At 64.1% G+C, this 23,987-nt stretch carries 26 protein-coding genes; 17 read left to right on the forward strand and 9 right to left on the reverse strand.

All coding sequences use genetic code 11. The features are described from left to right. Positions 1 to 87: 87 nt before the first annotated feature. The 5 genes from AABD04_RS22050 (at position 88) to AABD04_RS22070 (ending at position 5,396) form a co-directional block, all read left to right on the forward strand. A complete protein-coding gene (locus AABD04_RS22050) occupies positions 88 to 1,014 on the forward strand; it encodes an EamA family transporter (RefSeq protein WP_341442479.1) in 927 nt (308 codons plus the stop codon). Between the two features lie 385 nt (positions 1,015 to 1,399). Continuing rightward, on the forward strand, positions 1,400 to 1,771 hold the full coding sequence (locus tag AABD04_RS22055; protein ID WP_243597371.1) for a PLD nuclease N-terminal domain-containing protein: 372 nt from the start codon (positions 1,400 to 1,402) through the stop codon (positions 1,769 to 1,771). Positions 1,772 to 2,074: 303 nt separating this feature from the next. Next, the gene (locus tag AABD04_RS22060) at positions 2,075 to 3,334 is read left to right on the forward strand and encodes an IS256 family transposase (protein ID WP_068052702.1); all 1,260 of its coding nucleotides are present in this window, start codon (positions 2,075 to 2,077) and stop codon (positions 3,332 to 3,334) included. A gap of 571 nt (positions 3,335 to 3,905) precedes the next feature. Beyond that, positions 3,906 to 4,385: a hypothetical protein gene (locus AABD04_RS22065; RefSeq protein WP_341442480.1), complete on the forward strand. Its 480-nt coding sequence runs from the start codon at positions 3,906 to 3,908 to the stop codon at positions 4,383 to 4,385. Between the two features lie 141 nt (positions 4,386 to 4,526). Further along, positions 4,527 to 5,396 carry a type IV toxin-antitoxin system AbiEi family antitoxin domain-containing protein gene (locus AABD04_RS22070; RefSeq protein WP_341442481.1) on the forward strand — a complete coding sequence of 290 codons (870 nt, stop codon included), beginning with the start codon at positions 4,527 to 4,529 and terminating at the stop codon, positions 5,394 to 5,396. Between the two features lie 6 nt (positions 5,397 to 5,402). On the opposite strand, the gene AABD04_RS22075 is transcribed toward AABD04_RS22070, so the two are convergent. Further along, a complete protein-coding gene (locus AABD04_RS22075; RefSeq protein ID WP_341442482.1) occupies positions 5,403 to 5,606 on the reverse strand; it encodes a hypothetical protein in 204 nt (67 codons plus the stop codon). Positions 5,607 to 5,699: 93 nt separating this feature from the next. On the opposite strand from AABD04_RS22075, the gene AABD04_RS22080 reads away from it, so the two are divergent. Beyond that, a complete protein-coding gene (locus tag AABD04_RS22080) occupies positions 5,700 to 5,993 on the forward strand; it encodes a hypothetical protein (protein WP_243597332.1) in 294 nt (97 codons plus the stop codon). Here AABD04_RS22080 and AABD04_RS22085 read toward each other — a convergent pair. From AABD04_RS22085 to AABD04_RS22110, 6 genes are read right to left on the reverse strand one after another with little or no spacing between them, the layout of a single operon-like run. Beyond that, positions 5,950 to 6,711: an HpcH/HpaI aldolase family protein gene (locus tag AABD04_RS22085; protein ID WP_243609045.1), complete on the reverse strand. Its 762-nt coding sequence runs from the start codon at positions 6,709 to 6,711 to the stop codon at positions 5,950 to 5,952. The genes AABD04_RS22080 and AABD04_RS22085 overlap by 44 nt on opposite strands. A gap of 11 nt (positions 6,712 to 6,722) precedes the next feature. Next, entirely contained in the window at positions 6,723 to 7,679 is a 957-nt protein-coding gene (locus AABD04_RS22090) for an aldo/keto reductase (protein ID WP_243597334.1), read from the reverse strand. Continuing rightward, complete coding sequence (locus AABD04_RS22095) at positions 7,676 to 8,515, reverse strand: ATP-binding cassette domain-containing protein (RefSeq protein ID WP_341442483.1); 840 nt, start codon at positions 8,513 to 8,515, stop codon at positions 7,676 to 7,678. Before AABD04_RS22095 ends, AABD04_RS22090 begins: the two co-directional genes overlap by 4 nt. After that, positions 8,512 to 9,336 carry an ABC transporter ATP-binding protein gene (locus AABD04_RS22100; protein ID WP_341442484.1) on the reverse strand — a complete coding sequence of 275 codons (825 nt, stop codon included), beginning with the start codon at positions 9,334 to 9,336 and terminating at the stop codon, positions 8,512 to 8,514. The genes AABD04_RS22095 and AABD04_RS22100 overlap by 4 nt, the downstream gene beginning before the upstream one ends. 3 nt (positions 9,337 to 9,339) lie before the next feature. Further along, positions 9,340 to 10,278 carry an ABC transporter permease gene (locus AABD04_RS22105; RefSeq protein WP_243597337.1) on the reverse strand — a complete coding sequence of 313 codons (939 nt, stop codon included), beginning with the start codon at positions 10,276 to 10,278 and terminating at the stop codon, positions 9,340 to 9,342. Beyond that, complete coding sequence (locus AABD04_RS22110) at positions 10,278 to 11,210, reverse strand: ABC transporter permease (protein WP_341443111.1); 933 nt, start codon at positions 11,208 to 11,210, stop codon at positions 10,278 to 10,280. Before AABD04_RS22110 ends, AABD04_RS22105 begins: the two co-directional genes overlap by 1 nt. Before the next feature lie 328 nt (positions 11,211 to 11,538). On the opposite strand from AABD04_RS22110, the gene AABD04_RS22115 reads away from it, so the two are divergent. From AABD04_RS22115 to AABD04_RS22140, 6 genes are all read left to right on the forward strand, one after another. Beyond that, positions 11,539 to 13,116: an ABC transporter substrate-binding protein gene (locus AABD04_RS22115; RefSeq protein ID WP_341442485.1), complete on the forward strand. Its 1,578-nt coding sequence runs from the start codon at positions 11,539 to 11,541 to the stop codon at positions 13,114 to 13,116. 19 nt (positions 13,117 to 13,135) lie between these two features. Then, a complete protein-coding gene (locus AABD04_RS22120; protein ID WP_341442486.1) occupies positions 13,136 to 14,347 on the forward strand; it encodes a sialidase family protein in 1,212 nt (403 codons plus the stop codon). Next, positions 14,344 to 15,036 carry an SDR family NAD(P)-dependent oxidoreductase gene (locus tag AABD04_RS22125; protein ID WP_341442487.1) on the forward strand — a complete coding sequence of 231 codons (693 nt, stop codon included), beginning with the start codon at positions 14,344 to 14,346 and terminating at the stop codon, positions 15,034 to 15,036. Before AABD04_RS22120 ends, AABD04_RS22125 begins: the two co-directional genes overlap by 4 nt. Before the next feature lie 74 nt (positions 15,037 to 15,110). Further along, positions 15,111 to 16,292 (forward strand): four-carbon acid sugar kinase family protein, encoded by a 1,182-nt coding sequence (locus AABD04_RS22130; RefSeq protein WP_341442488.1) that lies wholly within the window; start codon positions 15,111 to 15,113, stop codon positions 16,290 to 16,292. Next, positions 16,289 to 17,302 carry a 4-hydroxythreonine-4-phosphate dehydrogenase PdxA gene (pdxA, locus tag AABD04_RS22135; RefSeq protein WP_341442489.1) on the forward strand — a complete coding sequence of 338 codons (1,014 nt, stop codon included), beginning with the start codon at positions 16,289 to 16,291 and terminating at the stop codon, positions 17,300 to 17,302. Before AABD04_RS22130 ends, pdxA begins: the two co-directional genes overlap by 4 nt. Before the next feature lie 13 nt (positions 17,303 to 17,315). Next, positions 17,316 to 18,077, forward strand: a complete 762-nt coding sequence (locus tag AABD04_RS22140; protein WP_341442490.1) for a DeoR/GlpR family DNA-binding transcription regulator — start codon at positions 17,316 to 17,318, stop codon at positions 18,075 to 18,077. Between the two features lie 89 nt (positions 18,078 to 18,166). On the opposite strand, the gene AABD04_RS22145 is transcribed toward AABD04_RS22140, so the two are convergent. Further along, positions 18,167 to 19,393, reverse strand: a complete 1,227-nt coding sequence (locus AABD04_RS22145; RefSeq protein WP_341442491.1) for a PAS domain S-box protein — start codon at positions 19,391 to 19,393, stop codon at positions 18,167 to 18,169. 125 nt (positions 19,394 to 19,518) lie between these two features. Here AABD04_RS22145 and AABD04_RS22150 point away from each other — a divergent pair, with 125 nt between their 5' ends. From AABD04_RS22150 to AABD04_RS22160, 3 genes are read left to right on the forward strand one after another with little or no spacing between them, the layout of a single operon-like run. Then, positions 19,519 to 20,724, forward strand: coding sequence for an MFS transporter (locus AABD04_RS22150; RefSeq protein WP_341442492.1), 1,206 nt, complete (start codon positions 19,519 to 19,521; stop codon positions 20,722 to 20,724). A 14-nt stretch (positions 20,725 to 20,738) separates the two neighbouring features. Next, on the forward strand, positions 20,739 to 21,095 hold the full coding sequence (locus AABD04_RS22155; protein WP_032396178.1) for an ArsR/SmtB family transcription factor: 357 nt from the start codon (positions 20,739 to 20,741) through the stop codon (positions 21,093 to 21,095). Between the two features lie 20 nt (positions 21,096 to 21,115). Beyond that, positions 21,116 to 21,643, forward strand: a complete 528-nt coding sequence (locus AABD04_RS22160; RefSeq protein WP_341442493.1) for a copper resistance CopC family protein — start codon at positions 21,116 to 21,118, stop codon at positions 21,641 to 21,643. Positions 21,644 to 21,649: 6 nt separating this feature from the next. On the opposite strand, the gene AABD04_RS22165 is transcribed toward AABD04_RS22160, so the two are convergent. Beyond that, on the reverse strand, positions 21,650 to 22,537 hold the full coding sequence (locus tag AABD04_RS22165) for an SDR family NAD(P)-dependent oxidoreductase (protein WP_341442494.1): 888 nt from the start codon (positions 22,535 to 22,537) through the stop codon (positions 21,650 to 21,652). A 49-nt stretch (positions 22,538 to 22,586) separates the two neighbouring features. On the opposite strand from AABD04_RS22165, the gene AABD04_RS22170 reads away from it, so the two are divergent. Next, positions 22,587 to 23,162: a TetR/AcrR family transcriptional regulator gene (locus AABD04_RS22170; RefSeq protein ID WP_341442495.1), complete on the forward strand. Its 576-nt coding sequence runs from the start codon at positions 22,587 to 22,589 to the stop codon at positions 23,160 to 23,162. Between the two features lie 25 nt (positions 23,163 to 23,187). After that, on the forward strand, positions 23,188 to 23,919 hold the full coding sequence (locus AABD04_RS22175) for a TetR/AcrR family transcriptional regulator (RefSeq protein ID WP_335740528.1): 732 nt from the start codon (positions 23,188 to 23,190) through the stop codon (positions 23,917 to 23,919). Positions 23,920 to 23,987 lie beyond the last annotated feature (68 nt).

Below are 23,987 nucleotides of genomic sequence, written 5' to 3' on the forward strand. Positions count from 1 at the left end.
CCGAACCGTTGACTTCCGACCAGCATACGCCTACGTTTCAACACTAGATAGTTCAACGTTAAGAGATCAACCCATTCGGGAGTCGAGATGTGGGCGTCACGCACCAGGACACGGTCGAGCCACCCTGGCGAGCTCCAGGGCGCGTCTCCGCCCCTCGGAATCACAGCCGCGGCCGCTCTGGCTCCGATTGTTTGGGGCACAACATATGTGGTGACTTCCGAGCTTCTTCCGCCGGACCGACCCATGACCGCCAGCGTCCTTCGCGCTGTTCCCGCCGGGCTACTGCTACTACTCATCGCACCGGGCATTCCCGGCCGAGGTTGGCGACTGAAGACCACGATCCTCGGCGTGTTGAACATCGGATTGTTCTTTCCGATGTTGTTCGTGGCGGCCTACCGACTACCCGGCGGGGTCGCTGCAGTAGTCGGTTCTGCGCAACCCCTCGTCATCATCGCGATGTCCACTGCGCTCGGGTGGGGACGCACGCGTCCCGTGCAGATCGGATGCGCCCTCGTCGCGGTCGCCGGGGTCGCGCTGACGACGGTGACGAGCGCCGTTCGTCTCGACGCGATCGGACTCGCCGCCGCTGCCATAGGTACCGCCAGCATGGCGACCGGCATCGTCCTCACCAAGCGCTGGGGCGTGCAGCAGAACACGAGTCCGCTCAATTCCACTGCCTGGCAACTACTTATCGGTGGGATGGTGATCTGCCCGTTGATTCCGATCGTCGACGACGGTCCGTGGGCCATCGATGCGAAGGCTGCACTCGGCTACACATGGTTGTCGGTGATCGGCGGCGCGATGGCGTACGCGCTCTGGTTCCGAGGTGCCCGCGCGCTGCCCTCTGCGAGCATCTCCCTTCTCGGCATCCTCAGTCCACTGACCGCGGCCGCGGTCGGCTGGATCGTGTTGGGACAGAACATGACAGCACTGCAATGCGCGGGCTTCGTCGTCGCACTCATCGGTTCGATAGCCGGGCAGTTCATCCCGACGCGTCCGCCGCGACCGACGTAGTCGGGCTGAGTAATCGAACACCACGGCCCGCAACAACAACCCCGACTCGAGACTGTGGACGGTGTCGGCGAACGAAATGATCTGCTCGTCGAGTTCTCCATCGAACCAGCACATTCGATACGGAGACGGCACGCGCTGTCATCGGCGGATAGAGACGATTGTTCCGTTGACCCAATCGGAATCTTCATGTTCGAGGATCGTCCGCGTTCGAGGCAGCGGTCCAATTCACCTACCCGGCAGTGCTTCCTGGAACAGAGCCCCCTGGACCCGTCGAAACTGTCGGCACCGAAACGACCACAGCACTGAATCGGTCTGTCGGATTCTCGACAACCCCGCTACGATGCTCGGTACATCAGACCGAACGGTCTTGAACATGGAGGATCACATGCCGTATTTCGGTCTGCTGGTGATGTTGCTGTGGGTGTTCTGCTTGATCGACGTGATCACGGCCGACGACGGCGGAGTGCGATTTCTCCCGAAGATCGTGTGGCTCTTGCTGGTGGTGTTTCTCCCGCTCGCCGGCTCGCTGGCATGGCTTTTCGCCGGACGTCCGATAGGTGGCGGAATCTGGGGAGGTGCCGGCGGCGGCACCCGGCGGGTGAGCACTTCTGCGTTTCCGGAGTACGAGACGCGCCCTGGTCGTCAGGCCGCACAGAATCCTGATGCCGACGCGGAATTCCTTCGGCAGTGCCGAGAGCGTGCTGAGGAGCAACGTCGACTCGAGCGCGAGCGCCGCAAGCGAGATCTCGAATTCTGATCATGATCACCCGGGCAGCGTCGGCTCCGTGGACTGGGACGGTATGCAGTACACGCGGCCGACGAACGTTTGCAGAGCAACGCTCGATACCCGCGTCTGGCCGCCTCGCATGATCAGGACGGAGCTGTGTGGCGCTACGAATCGCGTGCCTCAGTCATCCGGGGGGTAAGTCCCGTGGGGTGGTGGACATTCGGTGAGGCGGCGTAGCCGCAGCTCGGGCGTGTCGTACCCGTGTTGTGGGTGGGCCATCGCGTAGTGATGAACGAGTTACCTCTCACAGTGACTCGACCAAAGGACCACGCGATGACCCACGACCATTCTGCCCTGATCACCCAGCTCGATGCACTCAAGGGTGCAGACCCGGCGTCGGTGTTCGCCGAGCTGATCCGCGCCGGCCTGCAGGCGCTGATCGACGCCGAAGCGACCGAGGTCCTCGGTGCCGGCCGCTACGAGCGGACGGCCGAGCGCACGAACTACCGGAACGGCACCCGCTCGAAGACGGTGTCGACGACCAGCGGAGACGTCGAGATCCAGATCCCGAAGCTGCGCACAGGGTCGTTCTTCCCCAGCCTGCTCGAGCGTCGCCGACGCATCGATCAGGCGTTGTACGCGGTGATCATGGAGGCCTACGTGCACGGAGTGTCGACCCGCAACGTCGACGACCTCGTCGCAGCGTTGGGTGTTGACTCGGGCGTCTCGAAGTCGACTGTGTCGAGAATTTGCCAAGGGCTCGATACGGAGATCGCGCGGTTTCGTGAGCGAACGTTGACCCACACCACGTTTCCGTACGTCTTCCTCGACGCGACGTATTGCAAGGTGCGGATCGGGGCGCATGTGGTCTCGCATGCGCTCGTCGTCGCGACCGGGGTGTCGATCGACGGCACCCGTGAAGTGTTGGGCACCGCGGTCGGGGACAGTGAGTCGTTCGATTTCTGGCGGGAGTTCCTGATCGGGCTCAAGGCGCGGGGGCTGTCGGGGGTGCATCTGGTGATCTCCGATGCGCATGCCGGTTTGAAAGCTGCTGTGGCGCAGCAGTTCACCGGGGCGTCGTGGCAGCGTTGCCGGGTGCATTTCATGCGGAACGTCACTTCCGCGGTGTCGTCGAAGCAGGTGCCTCCGGTGATGGCGGCGATCAAGACGATCTTCGCGCACACCGAGCCGGATGCTGTTGCAGCGCAGTGGGATCAGGTCGCGCAGACGCTCGCCGGGTCGTTTCCGAAGGTGTCGGCGATGATGGACGGTGCGAAGGAAGATGTGCTCGCGTTCCGTGCGTTCCCGAAGTCGCATTGGCAGAAAATCTGGTCGAACAATCCGATCGAACGACTCAACAAGGAGATCAAACGCCGCGCCGATGTCGTGGAGATCTTCCCCAACCCGGCGGCGTTCCTGCGCCTGGCGACCGCGGTGGTGATCGAAGCGCACGACGAGTGGCAAGTGACCCGCCGCTACGTCTCCGACGTGTCGATGGACGAGCTGAGGGTCGTCATCGCCAGGAAGGAACGCGCTGCAGTATCAACCGACACGACCGCTGAGTCGTTGACACCTCAGCTCGAAAGCGCCTAACATACAACACAACTCGTTGATCATGAACCGGATGGTTCACCGATCCGAATTACACCACCCCATGGGGCACTATCCATCCGGGCAGCTCAGAACCCTCGGTCGCGTATCGTACCGAGCATGTTGTTTGTCGGTTTTGTGATCGCCGCGCTCGGTGCGTGGATGATGACCGTCGCGACGAAACAACTGTCGCGCGTCAACGAAGGCCACCGTCTACCCATGATCATCGGAAGGTTTGCGGTCCGCCCCCCGTTCGCGGCCACAGCGCTTCGAGTGGGAGCTCAGACTGCAGCCCTACTCGCAACGCTGATTGTCTTGAACGCGACGTGGAACTACACCGCACCCTGGCCTTCGACCATTGCCGCTGCTACGACACTGATTGCACCAGTTGCCATTCCAGTCATCGCCATAACCTTGGCCCACAATCGACGCCTGCCGGCCCCGGGACGGTGAGTCTCCTGCACCTCGCTCCCATCACTGAAGAAAGGTCAGCCGCTCGATTCGATCGAAACGAGCATGTTTCGGCGACTGTCGAAAGCACCTTGCCACGCGCGCATCGGGCAATACTGTCCCGGTGAGAAGAGTCGGATTGGGAGCAATTATCTCGATTGTCTTCGGCTGCGCTTGCGCACCTGTCGACGAACCCCAGCTACCGACCGCATCGGTTCGATCGACGCAGTTCGCTACTCCCCCGCCGCCGGTAACCGATCCGGTTCCCAGCGGCGAGCAGTTGACCGCGCTGTTCGCCGCCAGCGTGAACTACTCCGTGCGGGAGGAGGATCGGGCCCGACTGTTCGACGGACCCACCGAACGCAACGTATCGCTCGCGCGCGCATGGGGTGCGCAGCCGGACCCGCAACACATCGAGTTCACGTCGGTCGAGGTCACCGGCCCGGACACCGTCGATGCGAGCGGCAAGGGGTCGTTCGGCGGCCTCGACTCCTATTCGGTCGGTCCCATCCCCTTCGTGCGGTTCGAGAACGAGTGGAAGGTCTCTCGCGCCTTCGCCTGCAGAGTGGTCGGCGCATTCGATGGACCCGACGCCTGCGCGTGAAGGGCCTCACCTGCAACTGCCACCACGCCTACCACGCCTACCACCGACCATCGACAGAATCCGGTGCAGCCAGCCGCGCTGAGCGCGGTCAGCTGCACCCGATTTTGTTCGTGGAACCGCTTCGACGCAGTGAACGTCCAAATGGACATGCTCGATCATTGGTTGTCGCAGCACGACGGCGTGATCACCCGTGCCCAGGCGGCGATCTGTGGCCTGAGCGGTGATGCCGTCGACCGTTTGGTACGCAGAGGCACATGGCAAACGATTCACCGCGGGGTGTATTTCGTTGCAGACCGCCCCTTCACCGCAGATGCGCGTATTCGATGCGCCGTGTGGGGTGCGGGAACGAACGCCGTGCTCAGCGGGGAAGCCGCAGCGTTCTGGCATCGTGTGATTTCCGAGGCACCGAGCATCATCGAGGTCACCACCCCGCGCAAGGGGCGAAGCCGCGCGGAGGGATGTCGGCTTCGCCGACGCGACATTCACAGCAAGGACATCGTCGAACGCCGCGGGATGCGGGTCACGTCGCTCGACCTCACTGTTCTCGAAGCGTCGATCGGCAAGGCTCACATCATGGATCGCGCACTTCAGCGACACACGAATCTGGAGGGACTGCGGCAGGCAGATGCCCGAAACCCAGGCCGCGCCGGAGCCTCCGAAGCGAAGCGTCTGCTGAAGGTCGCGGCGCATGGCGCACGCTCGGAGGGTGAGCGCCTGCTGATCGGCGAATTCCGGTCCCGCGATATCCGCGGCTGGGTGGCCAACTTTCGATGGGGCGGATACGAACTCGAGATCGCGTTCGCTGCAGAGATGGTCGCCATCGAAATCGACGGTTGGGCGTATCACTCCGATCACGACGCATTTCAACGGGATCGAAGCCGACAGAACGACATCACTCCGAATTGGACGATCCTCCGCTACACGTGGTTCGACCTCACCGAGCGGATGGACCACGTGATCGCGGAAATTATCTCGACGGTTGATCGAATCCGGTGCAGCCAACCGCGCTGAGCGCGGTCAGTTGCACCCGATTTCACCGACGCGATCGAGTCGACCTCTGATGCGTCGGATCGACTTCCATCCCCCGGGCGTGACCAGGGTGCTGATGATCGCGCCGAGCATGACGCCCTGCGACAGGGCCGACCACTGGCCGGGGCTGTCGCCGAACAACGGCCACTTGTACACGAGCGCAAGGACCGCGAGAAACACCAGAGCACGCATACTTGCACCCTCCCATGACATAGTCAGCGCCGCGAACTATCCGGTACCGTGGTGAGAACGGGCACAGCGGACCACACGAGGTCGGAGGCCGAGATGCAGAAGCCGTTCCGTGAGTGGGTCATGACCGGGGCCCTGAGCAAGAGATGCGGTGCAACCCGAGCGGACTACATCAATGCGCTGGCACTCGCCCCGGCAGTCGGTGTCGGTTTCCTGTTGGTGCACTTGATGATCGACTCGGGCTCCACAGCACTCGATACTGCAGCCGGGTGCGTGGGCGGTGCCATCACAGGCTTGCTGTATCTCTACCTCGCGTACCGGGTCGATGTGCGCAAGAAACGCGGGCCTACCCCTGCGCCGCCGCTAGGTGCTCGGCCGACACGGCTTTGAGGTGCGTCAGATCCGATGCCACAGTCGCCAGGGTGAATCCCTCGGACAGTCGCTGCGCAGCAATACTTCCCGAAGCAGTGTGAATTCCCGCAGTGATGCCCGCTGCGGCAGCGGCCTTCTGCACTCGCACCAGGGCCGCGTCGAATTCGGCGTCGACGGACGGATCGGTGGGCGAGGATCCGCCGACGGCCAATCGCAGGTCCGAGGGCCCTACGTAGACGCCGTCGAGTCCGGGCACAGCGCAGATCTCTTCGACGTTGGCCAAACCTTGTGGAGTTTCGATCATCGCCAGCACGACGGTATCGCGGTTGGCGGCGGCGGGATCGGGCCCGATGCGTAGTTGTGAGCGCATCGGTCCATAGGAGCGGATGCCTGCCGGCGGGTAGGTCGCTGCGGATACCGCGGCGGCGGCATCGGCAGCGGTGTCGACGAGTGGAACGATGACACCGGCCGCACCGGCGTCGAGTGCGCGGCCGATGACGGTGGCGTTGTTGGCCTCGACGCGAACGAGGGCGGCGGGTCCGTGGGCGGCGTCGATGGCCGTGATCCCGGCGAGCATGCCGGAGTATCCGATCAGGCCGTGCTGGAGGTCGAGGGCGATGTAGTCCCAACCCACGTGCGCGAGCCATTCGGTGGAGACCGGACTGTCGATCACCGACCAGTAGCCGAGGATGCGCTCGCGGTTACGAACACGGGCCGCGAATTCCTGTGCAGACATTGAAAACCCCTTCAGCGGTTGTAGTTCGGCATCGGTCCACGGAGCGCGGCACCGACTTCGTCGCACGAGGCGACGACGTCCGCGTCCAGTGGCCCGCGGCCGAGAGCAGCGATGTTCGACTCGAGGTGCTCCACCTTGGAGCCACCCAGCAGCACCGGCCCGGTGGCGGGCTTGGATACCAGCCATCGTAGGGCGAGCTCGGTGAGCGGCATCCCGGCACCGTCGGCAACGGTGCCCAGCTGGGTGATGGCGTCGAATATCGCCGTGTTCCAGTATCGTTCGCGGTACATCGTGGCCAGGCGCGAGTCGCCGAACCGGCCGTCGGTGGGTTCGATTCCCGCCGAATGCTTTCCGGTGAGCAGTCCGCCGCCGAGTGGGTTGTAGACCATGGTGGTCAGTCCCGTCGACGCCGCGAACTCGACGTACTCCTCCTCGATCCTGCGGGCGAGCAGGTTGTAGAGCTGCTGCGCGACGATCGGCCGCGGGGCACCCACCTCGTCTGCGACGCGGTTGACCTCCCCGATTTGCCAGGCCGCGAAGTTCGAGACGCCGAGGGCCCTGATCTTTCCTTCCGCCACCAACTCGCCCACTACTGCGAGAGTGTCGACCAGAGGAGTCGCGCGATCGGGTTGGTGCAGGTAGAACAGGTCGACGTAGTCGGTGTTCAACCGCGTGAGGCTGGCATCGACGCTGAGCCGCAACCCTTTCGGAGACAGAGGACTGTTGTCGCCTGCGTCGGGATGAGGCATGCCCGCTTTGGTTGCCAGGGTCACTCGGTCGCGACGGGTTGCGAGCAGGGCGGCGAGGATCCGCTCGGATTCCCCGCCTGCGTAGCCGTTGGCCGTGTCGATGTGGGTGATTCCCGCGTCGAGCGCGGCGTCGAGCATCTTGGCGGCACCGGATTCGTCGACGGTGTCACCGAACGTCATGGTCCCGAGAACGAGGGGAGAAATGTCGAGCGAGGTCATGCGGAGACTCCTGCCGGGCTTTTCGTGAGCCGCGAAACGACATGTCGCGGTTTGATTCCTGTCATGGCTGCGGGGTCGAGAGCCGCTGCGCGCAGTGCCCGAGTGTACGGCTCCTTGGGTCGCGCGAGCACTTCCTCGGTCTCGCCGCCTTCGACCACGCGGCCCTTCGACATCACGATGACCGTCTCGCTGATCTCGCGGACGACACCGAGGTTGTGCGAGATGAAGACGTAGGTCAATCCGGTCTGCTGTTGAATTTCGCGCAGCAGCTCGAGCACCTGCGCCTGCACCGACACATCCAGTGCGCTGGTGGCCTCGTCGCACACCAGGATCTCCGGTCCCGACGCGAGAGCACGGGCGATGCCGATTCGTTGGCGCTGTCCACCGGAGAACTCCGCCGGTCTACGCCCGAGGGCTGTGGTCGGCAGACCGACCCGGTCGATGAGTTCGGCGGCCTTCCTCGCACGCTCGGACTTGCTGCGAATACCTCTGAGCCGCAGCGGCTCTCCGACGATGTCGACAGCCGTCAGGTGCGGATCGAGTGATCCGTAGGGATCCTGGAACACCATCTGCACACGAGAACGGAACGGGCGCAGCGCTTTCTCGGACATCTGCGCGATGTCGGTGCCGTCGACGACGATGCGTCCCGAGGTGGGGGTGAGCAGCCGCACGATGGACTTGGCGATGGTGGATTTGCCGCAACCGGATTCACCGACGATGGCGATGGTCTTGCCCTTGTCCACCGAGAAGCTCACCGTATCGACCGCGCGGAATGTGCCGGCAGCAACCGGGTATTCGACGACGAGGTTCTCGACCGACAGAAGTGGTGCACTCATACCGTGGCCTCGACCTTCTCGACTGCTTCGTTCCACGGTCCCAGTTGCGGGATCGCGTCGAGCAAGTTCTTCGTGTACGGATTCTTCGGAGCATTGACGAGCTCTTCGGCACCACCGTTCTCGACGAACACGCCACTCTTCATCACGTAGATGCGATCGGACATCAAGCGTGCGACGCCGAGGTCGTGGGTGATGACGAGCAGTCCGATTCCGGTGCGCTCCTGCAGTTCCAGAAGCAGGTCGAGGATGCTGGCCTGCACGGTGACATCGAGGGCACTGGTCGGCTCGTCGGCGACGATCAGTTCGGGGCTTGCCGCGAGTGCGCCAGCGATGAGAACGCGTTGGAGCATGCCGCCCGAGAGCTGATGCGGGTACTTGTTCAACTGGCCCGCGGGATCGGGGATGCGGACCTGCTCCAGCAGTTCGATGCATCGCGCGGTCTGCGCGGATCGGCCGGTGACGCCGCTGTGCCGGACGGCTTCTCGCAGCTGGCTACCGATGGTGTGCACCGGACTCAGTGCCGTCATGGGATCCTGCGGGATGAGCGCGATGTGCTTACCGCGAATGCCGCACAGCTCCTTGTCGTTTCCGAGTATCTCGGTGTCCTTGAATGTCACGGACCCGGAGAGCACCGCCAGATCGGCGGGGAGCAGGCCGAGGATGCCCATCGCTGTCGTGGACTTGCCGGATCCGGATTCACCGATGATGGTGACGGTTTCACCTGCCTCGATGCAGAAGGACACGCCGTCGACGGCCCTGATGAGGCCCTTGTCGGTGACCAACTCGATCTGCAGTTCATCGACCTTCAGTAGGTTGCCCATGACTCAGGCACGCCCTTTCTCTGTGGAGCGGGAGAACATTCGTCGCAGACTCGATCCGGCCGGACGGTCGCGCAGGCCGTCACCGAGAAGGTTGACACCGACCACCAGCAGCACGATGACCAGGCCGGGCAGGGTGACGAGCCACCACGAGGTGGTGATGTAGTCCTGGCCGTCGGAGATGATGCGTCCCCAAGTGGCGAACGGACGTTGCGGTCCGGCACCGAGGTAGCTCAGTGCACTTTCGAGCAGCACGGCCTGTGCGAGGAGCAGCAACACGACCAGTGATGCCTGCTTGATGATGTTGGGGACCACGTGGCGCAGCAGGATCGCGATGCGTCCGAGCCCGAGCACCCGGGCAGCGGCGATGTACGGCTTCTCGCGTTCGACCAGGACGAGTGATCTTGTCAGACGGGCGATCTCGGGCCACTGGGCGATGGCGATGACGAACGTGATGACCGGGATCGACGGGCCGAACAGTGCGACGACCAGCAGCAACATCATCAGCAGAGGCAGGGACAGTTGCGCTTCGAGCAGACGGGAGACGACGGCGTCGACCCAGCCGCCGAAGAAGCCGGCGAGCGATCCGAGGGTGAGTCCGATGAGGCCCGAGACGATGACGGCGAGGATTCCGACGGTGAGCGAGACCTGCCCGCCGTAAAGCACGCGGGCCAGGAGGTCGCGGCCGAGCTGATCGGTTCCGAAGAGATGCCCGTCGGTCAACGGTGCGAGTCGCCGTTGGGCGAGATCGGTGGCGTCGGGCGAGGCGAGTGGCAGGACGCGAGCGAAGGCGACCGGAATGATCACGGCCAGCGCGCACACGGTGCCGATCCAGATCTTGACGCGGCTGTCTCGTCTCCTGCGCGTGGCTCCGGCCGAGGCGAAGTCCTTGGTGGTGACGGCGCTGGGACGTGCTGTGTCCGAGGGCTTGTCGACGACTGTCATCAGCTTGCTGCCTTCCCGAGGCGGACGCGGGGGTCGAGGAGTGGGTAGCAGAGGTCGACGGCCAATTGCACGAGGACGGCGAGCACTGCGGTGACCAGAACCGTTGCTTGGATCAACGGGTAGTCGCGGGTTTCGAGGGCGCGTACCACCAGCGAGCCGACGCCGGGCCAGGCGAAGACCACCTCGACCACCACGACCCCGTTGAGCATCGAGGCGAATCGAGTGCCGAGCGCGGTGACGACCGGGATCGAGGAGTTACGCAGCGCATAACGCCAGGTGATCTCTCGTTCGGTGACGCCCCTCGAACGAGCGACGGTGACGTAGGGCGAGGCGTACGCGTTGACCATCTCGCGTCGCACCATGCGGGAGATGAGGGCGATCTGCAGGATGGCCACGGTGACCGCGGGCAGGATGAGCGACGACCAACTGGTGAAGCCGGCGGCCGGGAGCACCGGAACCAGAACGGCGAAGAAGGTCAACAGCATCAAGCCGGTCCAGAAGTCCGGCATCGACTGGCCTGCGATGGTGACGACGTTCGCACCGAGCTCACGGCGGGTGTCGGCGCGACGGGCCATCCAGATGCCGAGGGGAATCGACACCACGGTCGTCAGCAGGATTGCCGCGAAGGCCAGCGTGACCGTGTACGGAATGCGTTGCAGGACGACGTCGAGCGCGGGTGCCTGGAACGAGTACGAGGTACCGAGGTCCAGGGTGAACAGGCCCTTCAGATACAGCGCGTACTGAGTGAAGATCGACTGGTCGAGGCCCAGGTTGGTGCGGATCTGCGCCAGGTCCTCGGTGCTGGCCAGCGGGCCCGCCATCGAGTAGGCCGGGTCACCCGGGGCCATCCGAATCAACACGAAGACCGTGGTGAGCGTCAAGAAGATGGTGAGCACGCTCTGCCCGAGCCGACGCACCACGTAGCGAGCCATCGGCGCGGTGAGGAACGCGGGCAGCTTGGAGCTGGTGGCGGACGTGGCCGCGGGCACGCTGGGTGGACTGGCGGTGAGCTGGGTCATCGCCCCACCTGCGCTGCTGATATTGCCTGGGTCATCGTCGACCTTTCGATAACACTGCCTCGTTGTAACTCAGCTCACAATGGCACCGATGCGCGGTTTGCGCAACCTTGAATATTTTTCTGCGCACTTCATGCATTTCGTAGTACAGTCACCCTGTGTCCACGATCACTTTCGTCGACGGAGGTCCGCGAGACCTGAACCGACATCCACATTTCGATGTGTCAGTCACGAGAGGTCAATGATGACCGAAAGCTTTGTCAACCAGCGCTTTTCACGGCGTTCACTGTTCCGGTCGAGTCTGATTCTCGGCGCGGGACTGACCGTCGGTGGCGCGATGACTGCATGCGCGACGCCCACCGGCCGGCCCGGACCGGACACCGTCAGCCTGGCGATGAATCGATCGATGGTGAGCCTGGACAACAAGCTCCTCCAGTTCGACGCGGCCTTGACCGTGCAGCGCGCAGTCCGCGAGGCGCTGACCACAATCACTCCGTCACTGAAGGTACAGCTCGTCCTGGCCGACAGCTTCGAGCTCGTCGCGCCGACGCGGTGGCTGGTCCATCTGCGCCCCGGTGTCACCTACTCCGACGGCAGGCCGGTTCGGGTCGAGGACGTCGACACCGCACTGCGCATGTACAGCCAGGTCACCGGTTCGTTCGTCGGCACGTTCTTCCCCGAGTGGCCCACGGTCGGCAAGATCGACGACTCGACGTTCACGCTCGACACCGAGCGGCCCATCCCCGTGCTCGACTACTTGATGTCGAACATCCTGATCACCCCCGCCGAGGACAATGTTCCCGAGGATCTGCAGGATGGCGTCGGCACCGGCCCGTTCGTGGTGACCTCGTCCGATCGCGGCACCGGTAACTATTCGCTGGCGAGAAATCAAAGCTATTGGGGAACTGCGGCATCGGCCGAGTCGGTCAGCGTTCGGTTCGTACCCGACGAATCCAACCGCGTCGTCTCCCTGCGCAGCGGCGAGGTCGACGTCATCGATGCCATCACTCCCGATGCGGCGGATCAGCTCGCCGGCCTGGCCGGTGTCACCGTCGAACGCACCGACGGAGTCCGGCTCAATCAGCTCTTCTACAACTTCCGCAAGCCGGCCGGGCATCCCCTGGCCGATCCTCGCGTCCGAAGAGCACTGAGCTATGCCATCAACGGCAATGCACTGATCGACCAGGTGATGCAGGGCGCGGCAACTCCGTCACGCGGTGTCGTACCGGGCATTCTGGCCGGAGCCATCGAGACCGGCGAGTACGTCTACGACCCACAGCGGGCCAGGCAGGAACTCGAGGCGCTCGGTGTTCGCGATCTGGAAGTCAAGATCATCTGGGAGACCGGTGAATTCGCGGCCGATACCGACATCATGGAGTCGGTGCTGCAGATGCTCTCGGCCGTCGGTGTTCGGGCGACGCTGCAGCAGTTCGAGCCGGGCGGCGACATCGCGACCTGGCGTCAGGGCAAGGCAGGCGACTGGGACATCCTCGGCAACGGTTACCCCAGCCCCACCGGCCTGGCCGTGACCATCATGCAGGGCATGTACGCGGGCACCGCCGCCAAGGAAGAGACCCGAGACACCTACCACGGGTACATCTTTCCCGAGATCGCCTCCCTCATCGCCACAGCATCCGAGGACGCCGACGCCACCACTCGAAACGAGACACTCGCCCAGGCCCAGCGTCAGATCTGGGAGACCTGGCCGTGCCTGTGGTCGTTCGTGCCCAAGACCGTCATCGCTCGACGCAACCGCATCGCCGGAATCGACCTGCGCCCCACGAACTCCTACGACATGGCTGCGGTCACGCTCTCCTCCTGAGCAGAAAAGAAGGTAGAACATGAGCAACACCAGCTTCCTCACACCGGGCGATCTTCTCGCCGACGGTGCTGTGCGAGAGACCGCCGAGCCGGGGCGCTCCGACGCATTCCTGCCTGCCCCTCAGGTGCAGAACCACGCTGCTAACCTGGCGATCCTGCCCGACGGCGCGTTGGCGTGCGTGTGGTTCGCGGGCACGCAGGAGGGCGTTCCCGACATCAGCGTGTGGTTCTCCCGCCTCGAGGCCGGGGAACAGCAGTGGAGTACTCCCGTCCAGCTGTCCGACGATCCGACGCGCTCGGAGCAGAATCCTGTTCTGTTCGTCCGCGATTCGGGCGAGGTGTGGTTGCTGTGGACCTCGCAGCATGCCGGCAACCAGGACACCGCGCGGGTGCTGCGTCGCATCTCCCCCGACGGTGGGCTCACGTGGGGCGAGGCGCACGTGTTGCTTCCCGAGACCGATGCGGGCGGCGTCTTCGTGCGTCAGCCCGTGATTCGACTCGGCTCGGGGCGGCTATTACTCCCGGTGTTCCACTGCGTCAAGATCGACGGCCGCAAATGGGTCGGCGATCGCGACTACAGCGGTGCCATGATCTCCGACGACGACGGCACGACGTGGCGCGAGGTGGTGGTGCCGAACAGCGTCGGCTGCGTTCATATGAACATTGTTGTGCAGCAGGACGGTTCGCTCATCGCTCTGTACCGCAGTCGGTGGGCGGATCACATCTACCGCAGTGTCTCCACCGACGACGGAGACTCCTGGAGCGCCCCGGTCCCCACCGAACTCCCGAACAACAACTCGTCCGTTCAGGTCGTCGCCCGCGCCGACGGAACACTGGCCGTGGTCTACAACCAGTCGTCGGCGCTGGACGCCACCGCACGACGCGTCTCGCTGTACGACGAGATCGACGACGACGGCTTGGCCGACGGCACCGATGCCGCCGAGTCTCCCCTCGACGACGGTGACGCCCGCGCGGCATTCTGGGGAGCGCCCAGAGCGCCGATGACACTGGCCATCTCGTCCGACGGCGGGCTGACGTGGCCCGTCCGTCGGGATCTCGATGCCGGCGACGGATACTGCCTGACCAACAATTCTCGGGACGGCTCCAACCGCGAGTTCTCGTACCCGTCGATAGTCGAGGGTTCCGACGGTCGACTTCATATCGCGTACACCTACTTTCGGCAGGCGATCAAGTACGTCCAACTCGACTCGGACCGGGTCGTCGGCGCATGAGTTCGACGCCGCATGCCGTGGTCACCGGAGTCAGCAGCGGAATCGGGGCATCGATCGCGCGGACGCTGTCCGGTCGTGGCTGGCACGTCACCGGATTGAGTCGGACCCGTCCCGAGCACGGTTTCGAAGACGGCGGACCGCATCGCTGGATCGGCGTCGATCTCGCCGATACCCAGGCCGTCTCCGATCTCGTCGACGATCTCCCCGATCCGCACTCGATCGTCCATGCTGCAGGAGTGCAGCGGTCGGGCCGGCTCGGGACTCTCGATCCTGCCCACAGTGAGCAGATGTGGCGGATACATGTCGCGGCCGCCGAGGTTCTGGTCGACGGGTTGGCCTCGCGCATGGACGACGGCGGTCGGGTGGTGTTGATCGGTAGCAGGACGATGACCGGAGTGGCGGGCAAGAGTCAGTACGTGGCCACCAAGTCCGCGTTGGTGGGCATGGCGCGGTCGTGGGCCATGGAATTGGTGACCCGCGGAATCACCGTCAACGTGGTTGCTCCCGGTCCGACGGACACTCCGATGCTGCACGATCCGGGGCGGGTCGCGACCCCGCCGATCACCCCTCCGCTCGGGCACTTCATCGATCCCGACGAGGTTGCCGAGACCGTCGCGTTCCTACTGTCCCCGCACGGACGCAGCATCACCGGCCAGACCATCGTCCAGTGCGGCGGCACATCTTTATGACAATAGTGCGCGAAACACGCAAAAATGCTACCGTCAGATGCGCATATGGCGCAGATCCGAAGGGGTGAGGCACGATGACCGACGCGCAGCGCCCCAATATCCTGATACTCGCGGACGATCTGTCGGGAGCCGCCGAAACTGCAGCACTGTTTCTCGATCGTGACGTCACCCTCGGCATCGACATCGGCGCGGTTCACGGCGACAGCGACGTGCGTGTGATCGATCTCGGTACCCGTGCCAAGTCCGGCCCCGAGGCCGCCGACCGAGTGCACACTGCGGTGCGTGATCTCCCACCCCAGGTTCGGGTGATCAAGAAGATCGATTCGATGTTGCGCGGCAACATCGCTGCTGAGGTCGAGAGCCTGCTGGGCACCGGACCGATCGTCTTCGCCGCCGGCCTTCCTGCCCTCGGCCGCACCGTCGAGAACGGTGTGCCACACATCGACGGGGTGCCCCTCGATCGGAGCGGCCGATGGGCACTGGAGACAACCGAGGCCCCAGCCTCGATAGCGGACCTGTTCGGCCACGTTCGCACGATCTCCGTCGCGCTCGAGGACGGCATCGACGGGCTCACGGCTGCAGTCGATTCCGGCGCGGTGGCGGTGTTCGATGTGCGATCGGACGCGGACCTCGACGCCATCGTCGATCTGTCGGCACTCCTTCCCGGCGTCCGCCTCGTCGGCACCGCGGCGCTGGCCGCCGCGGTCGCCAGAACCCTGCGGCCGAACGAGCTCGGCACCCTGCCCATCGAACCCGTACCCACTCTCGTCGTGGTCGGCACCGCAGAAGCCGTTGCTGCACAGCAGGTATCGGAGCTGGAGCGCTCCGGTGCCACGCACGTCCGGATCCATGTGGACCACTTGCTGGCCGGCACAGATCCCACTCCGGTGCGCAACGCCGTCGACGGTGGCGCGGCGATCCTGACGGTGACCGGCCCGGTCGATCCCGCTCGCTCGAACGCGATCGCGACCGCGTTGGCCGAGTTGGTCGCCCTGGCAATCAGCGACAAGACCGTGGGACTCGTCCTCACCGGAGGCGAAACCGCACGCCGCGTGCTCGACGCCCTGGGCGTCAACACTCTTCATCCGATCACCGAAATCCATCACGGCGCAGTCGTGTCCCGCACGGCTGCAGGCGGATACGTCGCCACTCGGCCCGGCAGCTTCGGTGGACCGGACAGTCTCGTCGCGATGACCGCGTACCTGCGAGGCGTCGAAAGCACACCTTCTTTCTCTAACAGTGAGGCATTGGCATGACTACAACAGTTCAGCCCTACATCGCGGTCACCATGGGCGACGGCGCCGGGATCGGTCCCGAGGTGATCGTGCCCGCCATGATCGACCCCGCCACCCTCGAGCGGTGCAGGCCGGTCGTGATCGGCGACGCGTCACGGCTGCGACTGGCAGCGCAGGTGCTCGGCACCGACGTGGAGATTGTCACCGTCGAGCGTGTCGAGGACGCCGAGTTCACACCGGGTCGGATCAACGTCATCGACCTCGATCTGCTCCCTGCGGACCTCCAGTGGGGTGAGCTGTCCGCTGCTGCGGGCGATGCCGCATTCCATTACATCCGTGTCGCAAGCGAACTCGCCGTGCGCGGTGAGGTTCAGGCGATCTGCACCGCACCGCTGAACAAGGAAGCGCTGCACGCGGCCGGTCATATCTTTCCCGGACACACCGAGCTGTTGGCACACCTGACCGGCACCGAAGAGGTCTCGATGATGCTCTCGACGCCCAAGCTCAAGGTCATTCACGTGACGACCCACATCGGATTGCTCGACGCGGTGGCGAAGATCGAACCGGGGTTGGTCGAGCGCACCATTCGGCGCGGACACGAAGCGTTGGTGCGCTCCGGCACCGCGAACCCGAAAATCGGTGTCTGCGGCATCAACCCTCATGCGGGCGAGAACGGCTTGTTCGGCTACGGCGAGGAGGATCTCAAGATCGTGCCTGCCGTCGAGAAGTTGAAGGCCGATGGCATCGACGCAGTGGGCCCGTTGCCCGCCGATACCGCCTTCTTCCTGGCCGGTCGCGGAGATTACGACCTCATCGTGGCCATGTACCACGACCAGGGCCACGGACCGGTCAAAGTGCTCGGAATCGAGGCGGGAGTCAACATCACGGTCGGCCTGCCGGTGATCCGCACGTCCGTCGATCACGGCACCGCATTCGATATCGCAGGCAAGGGCATTGCCGAGGCCGGTAGCATGATCGAAGCTCTGCGGCAGGCTGCCGAATTGGCCACCAGCCCAGCGCTACTGAGCTGACAGGGGTTGGGTGGTGCGAGTATCGGAGGCCCGACGCGGTGAGATAGTGCGCCTGGCGAAGTCCGGCGGTCTGACCAGCGTCGAGGAGTTGTCGGCGTTGTTCAAGGTGACCGCCTCGACCATCCGACGCGATCTCGACCACCTCACCAAACAGGGGCTGCTGGCCCGTACCTACGGTGGTGCCATTGCCATCGGCGGCCGACACGAGGCGTCGGTGAAGCAGCGGTCCCTCGAGGGATACGACGCCAAGCGGCTCATCGCAGCAAAGGCCGCCGAGTACATCCAGCCCGGTGAGACGGTTCTGTTGGACGCCGGCACCACAGTCGGCGCAATGGCTGAGTTCCTGCGCGAAGCGGTGGATCTCACCGTCATCGCCGCGGGGTTGACTGCGCTCGAAGCACTCGTCGACGCCGACGAGGTACACGTGGAATGCATAGGCGGGACCTTGCGCCACGTGAGCCAGGGATTCGTCGGTCCACTTGCCGAGGCATCCCTGCGGCGGGTCTCGTTCGATCGAGCGTTCCTAGGAGCCGATGCCGTCACCGCCGACTTCGGTATCTGCGAGGCGGGTTACGAGCAAACCCAGCTCAAAGAGTTGATGATAGAGCGCGCAGTGCAGACCTACATCCTGGCGCACTCGGCCAAACTCGGCCAGAAGCCCTTCCACGCCTGGGCTCCCATCCCGCCGGGCACCACTCTCATCACCGATTCCGAAGCAACTCGGGCCCAGATCGACGCCTTCGAGGGTAAAGGCATCGAGGTCGTCATCGCGTAGCCGATCGCCCCATGACCACCCGCACCCCCCGGCGAATCAATGCGACTCTCTTGCACTCCGACCGACTGAATCCCACATTGATCCGGATCTCAGGCCCGCTTGGACGAATACATTCGCTCGTCTGCGATACGTAACATCTGGTCCGGGTCAGTGGTCGGCTCCCAACTCCATCCGACGCTGACCGATACCGGGACGTCGGTGCCGTCGATGTCGTAGGGGCCGGCAAGGAAGCCTCGTACTCGGTCTGCGAGGCGCTCGACTCCCTCGGCCGATCTGGCCGACAGCAGTAGAGCGACAGATTCGTCCCCTCCGATGCGGCAGGCAACATCGGCTGCGCGCACGTTGTCGAGAACGCGACGTCCGATGGCGGCGAGTACGCGATCGCCCACTGCATGACCGAAGCGATCGTTGATGGATTTGAAGTCGTCGACGTCGACGAACAACATTCCTACCGGCCGATCGCTGGACTTTTCCTTGAGACTGTTCAGCTCGGCCATCAAGCGTCGACGATTTCCCAGCAAGGTGAGGTCGTCGATCAGCGCCTGGCGTTCGAGTGTCATCTCGGCGTCTTTGCGCGCGGTGATGTCCTGGATCTGCGCGATGACCACGTCACCGGCCTCGGCGTCGCGCACCAGGGTGGCGTTGCGCTGCACCCAGATGGTGGCACCGTCCTTGCGGAGATATCGCTTCTCCGACGCGATGTTGGTCAGAGTTCCATCGGCCAACGCTCGTAGGTGCTCGTCCGCGAGGGGGATGTCGTCGGGGTGGGTGAGATCGCGAAATGTCTTCTGCTGCAGCTCTTCCGAGGTGTACCCCAACAGCTCGCACAGCGCCTTGTTCACCTGCAACCAGCGGCCGTCCACGGTCAGGACGGCTTTGCCGATCGGGGCGTTCTCCATGGCGATCTGAAACAACCGCACTGCGCGGTCACGCTGTCGTTCCGCTTCGGCGCGGGCACTGACATCGACCACCAACGCGGTGAACCCGAGGACGGCAGCGTCGACGACATCGGGGACGTAGGTGGTCTGAGTGACGCGCACAGCACCGTTGACATCGATGAGCGTGCGATCGAACTGCTGCTGCTCGCCGGCGAGGACGCCTGTGATGTACGGCAGGTTCAACTGATACAGCGCCTCGCCGAGCAGTTCACTGATGTGCTTACCGACCAGATCCTGCGGTTCGATTCCGAAGTAGTCCGCATACACCCGGTTGGCGAAGACGTTCCGGAGCGAGGTGTCCCAGTACCCGATCATCGACGGCAATCGATCGACAGCTCGATGCATCACCTCGTTGGACGTGTTGCGAGTTACCGCCATGAATCACCCCACTTGCAATGCCGACTGCTGAACGATACCGAAGTATTTCGCATTTCAATGGCGTGAGGCTCAAATCGATCTAGATTATAAGTGCGCACTTGCGCACACGTGTGTATGTTGAAGTCATGCTGCTCGCCAATCCCGCTTTTCGACGACTCTTCACCGCACAGGTCGTCGCGTTGCTGGGCACCGGACTGTTGACGGTGGCGCTGGGGTTGCTTGCCTACGACATCGCCGGCAGCGCCGCCGGGGCCGTGCTCGGCACCGCCCTCGCGATCAAGATGATCGCGTATGTGTTTGTCGCTCCTATTGTTTCGTCGTTGACGAGCATGCTCCCCCGCAAGCTCGTTCTCGTCACCGCTGACGTCGTGCGGGCACTCACCGCACTGGCGCTGCCCTTCGTCGATCAGGTGTGGCAGGTCTACGTCCTGGTATTCGTTCTGCAGGCAGCATCGGCCACCTTCACTCCCACCTTCCAAGCCGTCATCCCGACGATCGTCCCGGACACACAGCAGTACACCCGCGCACTGACGCTGTCCAGGCTCGCCTACGACCTCGAATCCCTGGTCAGCCCTCTGATCGCCGCAGCGCTGTTGACGGTCATCGGCTTCCACACGTTGTTCGTCGGAACAGCTCTGGGTTTCGTCGTGTCCGCGGTGATGGTGGTCGGCACCGCCCTGCCGCGACACGTCGCGACCAAAATCCAGAGACCGACAACAGGTATCGCGACGTTCGTCAGAAATCCCGAACTGCAGGGATTGCTCGCGCTGAACACGGTGGTCGCCGCAGCGACGGCGCTCGTGGTGGTCAACACCGTGGTCTACGTCCGCGATCTGTTCGGCGGATCGAGCAGCCAGCTGGCCATCGCTCTCGGTTTCTACGGCTGCGGTTCCATGGTCGCAGCACTGTTCATCCCGCGCGTACTCAGAGCTACGACCGATCACATCCTCATGCTCACCGGAGCCGTCGTGGCCGTGACAGGCACGGCCGCAGCAACATTGGTGGCAACCCTGCACGGAGGATCGGCCGCGTGGGTTGCGCTGGCCACCACGTGGGCGGTCCTGGGCATCGGGACGTCGATGATCAACACACCGTCGGCGAGAATCCTGCGTCGTGAATCCGACGAGAGCACCCGGAACTCGATCTTCACCGCGCAGTTCTCGCTGTCGCACGCGGCATTTCTGCTCACCTATCCGGTAGCGGGATGGGTCGGCGCACAGTTCGGACTGTTCACCGCGGCGCTGGTGCTCACGGGCTTGGCTACACTTGCGGCACTGTCCGCAGCACGCCTGTGGAGTCGCACCCGAATGTCGGTGGTCGCCTCCGCGTAGGGAGACGACGTTCGATGCCACCGAAGAAGGAACCGCGCATCAGTCTCGACCATGCCGTCGAACCGGACTCCGCACGCCTGGCCACTGCAAGCGACACCTTTCGGATGCTGTCCGATCCCACCCGGCTCCACATCCTCTGGCTGCTCGACCGCGGCCCAGCGGACGTCAGCGCACTCACCACGGCCACCGGAACCTCGCGCACCGCCGTCAGTCAGCATCTGGCCAAGCTCCGCTTCACCGGACTCGTCGAGACCCGACGCGACGGCCGCAACGTCATCTACCGCCTGGCCGACGGTCACCTCGCCCGACTCGTGCGTGAGGGTCTGAACTTCGCCGACCACAAGGTCACCGGCGAACCCCCGCACGAATAACCCAACCGAGAAAGCATTCGATGAAACGCCTGGCCCTGATCGCCGCTACCATCCTCACCGCGACGGCACTGTCGATCGCCCCGGCATCGGCGCATGCAACCCTGCAGTCCAGCAACCCTGCCGAAAATGCCGTGCTCGACGCCGCGCCGGACGCGGTGACCTTGACGTTCAATCAGAACGTGCAGTCGAACTTCGCCACCGTCACCGTCGTCGGGTCCGACCAAAGCCAATGGGCGGCATCGGAACCCGTCGTCGACGGCAGCACGGTGACCGTCGATCTCGACGGACTCGGCGCGGCAGGCGAGTACACCATCGGCTATCGAGTGGTCTCGGCCGACGGGCATCCGATCACCGGCAGCATTCCGTTCCAGCTGACCCAGGGCACACCCACCCCGCCGGCGACAGACCTCGACTTCACCAACGAGGCCCTACCGCCCGCTCCCCAGCCAGAAGAAGACAACGGCTTCCCACTCTGGCCCATCGGGGCGGTCGTGGCCGTGGTCGGAGCAGCGGGCGTACTGTTCGCGCTGCGTAAACGCACCCCCTGACGGGGGTCACATCACCGCGAGCACACCTGCGTCCTTGGGATAATGCCGCGTCAATGCCGAAGCGAAGATGCGGTCGAGTACCCGGTCCGGCATCAGGCGTGTCCACTTGATCAAGGCAGCTTCGCGGCCGACCGTGTAGCGCGTGCGCGGCTTCCGAGCCGTCACTGCGGTGGCGATCACTCGAGCTGCAGCAGATGCCGGTTGTCCTGTAGCAGTCGATGATTCGGCTTGACTGTTGACGGCCTTGATCAAACGTCCGTAGCGTCGGGCCTGCTCGGGCGTCATACCCGAGAGCACCTGGTCGGCGGATGCGATGGCTCGTCCGAGCATCTCGGTCTGGACGGCCCCCGGCTGGATGACGACGACGTCCACGCCACTCGGGGCCAGCTCTCGCCGCAAGGAATCGCTGACGGCTTCGAGCGCGAACTTCGTTGCCGCGTAGGGTCCGTAGGTCGCCATCGCCACCGTGCCACCTACAGAGCTGATGTTGATCACTCGGCCTTTGCTGCGCAGCAGCGCGGGGAGGAGCGCCTGCGTCATTGCGACATGGCCGAAGAGGTTGACCTCGAACATGTTTCGCCACTTCGGCAGCGCAAACGCCTCGATGGGGATATTGGCCTGCACCGCCGCGTTGTTCACCAGCGCCCGTACCGCCCTGCCCTGTGAATCTTCGTTCACCCGCACCACGAGTGCTTCGATATCGCTCGGGACGGTGACGTCGAGGATCAGGGGTTCGATTCCCGGCCCACGGAGAGCGTCGGCATCGACCTCCCGTCGGACTCCGGCAAGAACATGAAAACCCAGTCGAGCGAGTTCGCGGGCGGTGGCGGCTCCGATTCCGGTGGATGCTCCGGTGACGATCACGAGGTCCTGCATTTGAGTTGACGTTGTCATCTGAGCAACGCTACCGCTCCAGATGACATTGTCAACATAGACTGGGTCCATGACAGGGACGAACCGCACCGAGTCAGCCGCTGTGACGCGTCGAGCGTTGTTGGACGAGGCTGCCGCGCTACTCGACGACGGCGGACCCGAGGCCGTGACCCTGCGCGACGTCGGTGCCAGGGCAGGGGTCAGTCGTGGAGCTCCGTATCGACACTTCGCGGACAAGAAGACCCTGTTGACGGCGGTGGCAGCGAAGGGCTGGGACAGCCTCGGTGAGCGTATGGCCGGGGCGCAGGAGCGGGCGGGTTCTCCGTCCGAGGCGCTGCGTGCCGCGCTCGGCGACGTCATCTCGCTCAACCGCACGCGACCGCATCTGTATCGACTGATGTTCACCACACCTGCATCCGATCCCGGCGCTGTCGCACGCGCAGCAGAACGCACATGCGACGAGTTCCTCACCATCGTCAACGCCGTCGTCGGCGATCCCGACGCGCAACGCTGCGCGGCTCTGCTCCTGACGGGAGTGCACGGTGCCGCCGGGCTCGAGTCGAGTGGTTTGCTTCGCACCGACAAATGGCAGACCTCAGCAGAAGAACTCACCGAATCGCTCATCGCTGCTATCACGGGCAGCTGAGGCGTCGGACGTGAGACCATGCAGCATGAGCGACGGTGGGTCACGCCCCAAGGCCGATGGCCGTAAGCGGCGTTGGGAACAGCACAACACCGATCGTCGACGTCATATCATCGACGCCGCCATGACTGTGCTGGCTCGCGATATCGCTCCCGGTGAGCGACTCACCACTGCTCAAATTTCCGCAGAAGCCGGCGTGCATCGCACTGGTCTGTATCGGCATTTCAACGATCGCACCGATCTCGACACCACCATTCAGCGGGCCATCTGCTCGGAGTTGACGGCCACATTGGTCACCTCGTTCGAGTTGACCGGCACTCCCCGCGATGTGGTGCATCGGGTGGTGAGCACCTATGTGCGCTGGGTGGCCGAGCATTCCGCGTGGACGCGGTTCGTCGAGCAGGACGTCAGCGCTCAATCGCCGACGCCACTCGAAGAGACCAATGCTCTACTCGCCGAACAACTCGAAGTCAGCGTCGCCGGATTCCTCGCTCTGGTGCACGCGGACCTCACGGCAGACGACTGGTCGCTGGTGCGGCCGTGGGTAGCCGGGTTGGTCTCGTATTGCATGGGCGCGGTGCGCAGTTGGAGCGGGCAGACCGAATCACGCACCGGCCTCGATCATTTCGCCACGTTCCTTGCCGACACCATCTGGCTGCAAGTCAAAGGCCTCGGCGCATCCCGTGGGATTGCGATCCCGCAGGTGCCCCTGGAGAGCGTCGTCGACGAGACCAAGCCGATCGACGGCTCACTGCAGTAGCCCCGAAAGCGTCGGAAAACGCGACCATTCGGCCACATAGAATACTTTCGGAGTACCAAAGTATACTT

Origin of the sequence: Rhodococcoides navarretei (genome assembly GCF_038069675.1) — a bacterium.
Lineage (GTDB): Bacteria > Actinomycetota > Actinomycetes > Mycobacteriales > Mycobacteriaceae > Rhodococcoides > Rhodococcoides navarretei.

Excerpts from the sequence above, each read along its gene's own strand:
- AABD04_RS22090 (WP_243597334.1), bottom strand. The coding sequence starts at position 7,679 with ATGACCTCGCTCGACATTTCTCCCCTCGTTCTCGGGACCATGACGTTC.
- pdxA (WP_341442489.1), top strand. The coding sequence starts at position 16,289 with ATGACTACAACAGTTCAGCCCTACATCGCGGTCACCATGGGCGACGGC.
- AABD04_RS22145 (WP_341442491.1), bottom strand. The coding sequence starts at position 19,393 with ATGGCGGTAACTCGCAACACGTCCAACGAGGTGATGCATCGAGCTGTC.
- AABD04_RS22125 (WP_341442487.1), top strand. The coding sequence starts at position 14,344 with ATGAGTTCGACGCCGCATGCCGTGGTCACCGGAGTCAGCAGCGGAATC.
- AABD04_RS22120 (WP_341442486.1), top strand. The coding sequence starts at position 13,136 with ATGAGCAACACCAGCTTCCTCACACCGGGCGATCTTCTCGCCGACGGT.
- AABD04_RS22175 (WP_335740528.1), top strand. The coding sequence starts at position 23,188 with ATGAGCGACGGTGGGTCACGCCCCAAGGCCGATGGCCGTAAGCGGCGT.
- AABD04_RS22050 (WP_341442479.1), top strand. The coding sequence starts at position 88 with ATGTGGGCGTCACGCACCAGGACACGGTCGAGCCACCCTGGCGAGCTC.
- AABD04_RS22080 (WP_243597332.1), top strand. The coding sequence starts at position 5,700 with ATGCAGAAGCCGTTCCGTGAGTGGGTCATGACCGGGGCCCTGAGCAAG.
- AABD04_RS22105 (WP_243597337.1), bottom strand. The coding sequence starts at position 10,278 with ATGACAGTCGTCGACAAGCCCTCGGACACAGCACGTCCCAGCGCCGTC.
- AABD04_RS22150 (WP_341442492.1), top strand. The coding sequence starts at position 19,519 with ATGCTGCTCGCCAATCCCGCTTTTCGACGACTCTTCACCGCACAGGTC.
- AABD04_RS22160 (WP_341442493.1), top strand. The coding sequence starts at position 21,116 with ATGAAACGCCTGGCCCTGATCGCCGCTACCATCCTCACCGCGACGGCA.
- AABD04_RS22055 (WP_243597371.1), top strand. The coding sequence starts at position 1,400 with ATGCCGTATTTCGGTCTGCTGGTGATGTTGCTGTGGGTGTTCTGCTTG.
- AABD04_RS22085 (WP_243609045.1), bottom strand. The coding sequence starts at position 6,711 with ATGTCTGCACAGGAATTCGCGGCCCGTGTTCGTAACCGCGAGCGCATC.
- AABD04_RS22130 (WP_341442488.1), top strand. The coding sequence starts at position 15,111 with ATGACCGACGCGCAGCGCCCCAATATCCTGATACTCGCGGACGATCTG.
- AABD04_RS22060 (WP_068052702.1), top strand. The coding sequence starts at position 2,075 with ATGACCCACGACCATTCTGCCCTGATCACCCAGCTCGATGCACTCAAG.
- AABD04_RS22095 (WP_341442483.1), bottom strand. The coding sequence starts at position 8,515 with ATGAGTGCACCACTTCTGTCGGTCGAGAACCTCGTCGTCGAATACCCG.
- AABD04_RS22170 (WP_341442495.1), top strand. The coding sequence starts at position 22,587 with ATGACAGGGACGAACCGCACCGAGTCAGCCGCTGTGACGCGTCGAGCG.
- AABD04_RS22075 (WP_341442482.1), bottom strand. The coding sequence starts at position 5,606 with ATGCGTGCTCTGGTGTTTCTCGCGGTCCTTGCGCTCGTGTACAAGTGG.
- AABD04_RS22115 (WP_341442485.1), top strand. The coding sequence starts at position 11,539 with ATGACCGAAAGCTTTGTCAACCAGCGCTTTTCACGGCGTTCACTGTTC.
- AABD04_RS22155 (WP_032396178.1), top strand. The coding sequence starts at position 20,739 with ATGCCACCGAAGAAGGAACCGCGCATCAGTCTCGACCATGCCGTCGAA.
- AABD04_RS22100 (WP_341442484.1), bottom strand. The coding sequence starts at position 9,336 with ATGGGCAACCTACTGAAGGTCGATGAACTGCAGATCGAGTTGGTCACC.
- AABD04_RS22110 (WP_341443111.1), bottom strand. The coding sequence starts at position 11,210 with ATGGCTCGCTACGTGGTGCGTCGGCTCGGGCAGAGCGTGCTCACCATC.
- AABD04_RS22070 (WP_341442481.1), top strand. The coding sequence starts at position 4,527 with ATGGACATGCTCGATCATTGGTTGTCGCAGCACGACGGCGTGATCACC.
- AABD04_RS22165 (WP_341442494.1), bottom strand. The coding sequence starts at position 22,537 with ATGACAACGTCAACTCAAATGCAGGACCTCGTGATCGTCACCGGAGCA.